The organism is Psychroserpens sp., assembly GCF_045105015.1.
Lineage (GTDB): Bacteria > Bacteroidota > Bacteroidia > Flavobacteriales > Flavobacteriaceae > Psychroserpens.
This window is the reverse complement of record NZ_JBGCCX010000157.1, coordinates 1-2,789: the sequence shown is the minus strand read 5'-3', so window position 1 is coordinate 2,789 and position 2,789 is coordinate 1. Positions and strand designations below refer to the sequence as shown.

The 2,789-nt window shown below is 33.1% G+C and carries 2 protein-coding genes; both read left to right on the top strand.

The genetic code is table 11. The features are described 5' to 3' along the window. A partial coding sequence (locus tag AB8B90_RS12040; RefSeq protein WP_405337205.1) for a tetratricopeptide repeat protein occupies nucleotides 1-1,234 on the top strand: 1,234 nt, incomplete at its 5' end. A 111-nt stretch (nucleotides 1,235-1,345) separates the two neighbouring features. Next, nucleotides 1,346-2,776: an FG-GAP-like repeat-containing protein gene (locus AB8B90_RS12035; protein WP_405337203.1), complete on the top strand. Its 1,431-nt coding sequence runs from the start codon at nucleotides 1,346-1,348 to the stop codon at nucleotides 2,774-2,776. Nucleotides 2,777-2,789 lie beyond the last annotated feature (13 nt).

Below are 2,789 nucleotides of genomic sequence, written 5' to 3'. Positions count from 1 at the left end.
AAATATAGGGAATGTCTACATATATCGCCAAGATTACAGACTGGCCACACAGTATTTTTCGAAGGCGCTAAAAATATACCAAGAAGAAGGTGATAAAGAAAATGAATCACAAATGCTAACGAGTCTAGGCAGTGTCTATCTCATTATTCACAATTATGAATTGGCTTTAAATTATTATCAAAAAGCACTTGTTATTTTAGATAAAAGAGGATTCGAAGATAGAAGGACCGCCATAATTTACATCAACATTGGCTGGACTAATTATGAGAAAGGAGGCTATAAGGAGGCCAAAAACAATTATACAAAAGGACTAAAAATACTTCAAGTAAAAAATGAAAAGTTCTTTATTGCTAGTTGTTATTCAACCTTAGCAAGAATAAACCTTAAACTAAATCTATTAGATGAAGCGAATGATTATGCCGCTAAAAATCTGGCACTCAATAAAGAGCTAGACATAAAAACTGGAATTATCAATGCTAAAATCATTATTGCACTCATCACCTTCGAAACTAATATTAAAGAGGCGACAAGAAAAGGAGAAGCTATTTTAACCAACCTTCCGGTAAACACTAATAAAGAAATAAAAAAATCTTTATACGAGCTTCTTTACAAATGTTACAAAAGTCAAAACAAGTTGGCCTTATCCCTTGAGATGCATGAGTTATATACTTCCTACAATGATAGTATTCAACAAGAAAAAAACAATTTTGCTGTCGCCAAAGAAGTCGTAAAAAATGACTTTGATTTAAAGCTTCAAGAAAACAAAGTAGAAAGCGAAAAAGAAAAAGCAGCACTTAAAATAATACAGCTTAAGAGAACGTATGGTATCATTGCATCGGCAGTTCTATTAATGGCATTCATTATTTACTATTTTATAGCTAGCAGAAAAAAGATGCGACAAAGAAGAGATGCCTTGTTAAAAGAAATTGAAAGCCTCAAAATTAATTACAGTAAAACATTAATTGCTGAATCAAATTCATTTGAATTAAAAAGAGAAAAAATAGAAACTTCAATTAATCGAAAGTTGAACGAAACCGATTGGAACGTGCTAAAGATTTTATTTGATGATCCTGTAATTACAAATAATGATATAGCAGAGAAGGCATTTATGAGTGTGCCAGGAATTGGTTCGTCATTAAGAAGAATGTACGAATATTTTAATATTAAAGAATCTAAGTATAAAAAAATATCATTATTGCTGGCAGCTATTAAAATCTCTAACAGTAGATTTTAATAGGAATAATTCGCCTTTAATACGTTTGTTTATGTTATTTCATTCCTAGGAATGAATACTAAATTATAAAAATTTCAGAGGTTTGTATATTATCAATTAAAAAAAAATACTATGAAAAGAATTACAATTACGATGATATTATTAATCTTATTTCTAGATAATGTAAATGCCCAAATCAACTTTACACTAGCAGATCCACAGCCAGATTTAAATGACGTTTATGGAGGCTCCTTTGCTAGCGGAGATATTGATAATGATGGAGATCAAGATCTTCTAATGACTGGATTAGGGCCAGGAGTAGAAGCAGGAACTGCTCTATATCTAAATGATGGAAATGGAGATTTCGCAGAAGTAACAAATACTCCTTTTCCAGAAGCCCGTATAAGCGTTACTGAATTTATAGACTTGGATGCAGATGGAGATCTTGATTTATACTTTTCAGGTATTGCATTCGATGCAGTTCAGGAATTCACACATATTTACTTAAATGATGGAACCGGAAGCTTTACTCAATTAAGTAATCCTCTTTTACCAGAATTTCAAGGATCTGGTGCAGCAATTGAAGATGTAGATGATGATGGCGATTTAGACATTATGATTTCTGCGATAGATGCAAATGACGATTTCGTTGCCGATGTTTATCTCAATGATGGGAATGCCAATTTTACGCCTGCTGGTAGTACCGCTTTTATTCCTGTAAAATTTGCTTCAGTAGCATTCTTAGATTCAGAAAACGATGGGGATGCTGATATTATTATTTCAGGAGTCCAATCGAATGATGTTTCACTGACAGCACTTTATTTGAATGATGGCGCAGGAAACTATAGCTTAGATCCCAACACAAATTTTGAGCAACTTAGTGCTGATGATGTTGATGTTGCAGACACTGATAATGATGGAGACCTCGACATACTGATGTCTGGAATGAATGATGCAAACAATGTAAGAACGATACTTTATGTAAACGACGGTAGTGGCCAATTCACTGAATTGAGCACCGGAATGCAAGATACTTTTGCAGGCTCCAACGCGATTGCAGATTTTGATAATGATGGTGATCAAGACATCGTTATTATAGGTTCCCAAGATGGTGGACTGCCCAACATCTTCAACATTGTCTACGAAAACTTAGGCAACAACGAATTTATCGAAGTTGATGTTATTGGTGGCGAATATATCGCAAACAATGTTGTTGATGATTTTAATGGAGATGGCCTCTCTGATATTATTATCCTAGGATTTGCAGATGGTACTAATGCGTATTGGAACACTGGTGAAAATTTGGGCACAACAGATTTTAGTAATAGTCAAACTATAACAATGTTTCCAAACCCAGCTAATGATATTGTAAATATCAGTTCAGATAAAGATAAGCTGCAAAGAATAGAATTATATAGTATGACCGGTAGTCTCATTTTTAAAGCAGATTTAAATTCTAAAAATTACGCTTTAAATGTTTCCAATTACCCAATTGGAACCTATCTCTTGAGAGTTTTTAATCAAAATAATGGTACCCTAAATACGAAGATTATAAAAAAATAACGTTAGCCAACAA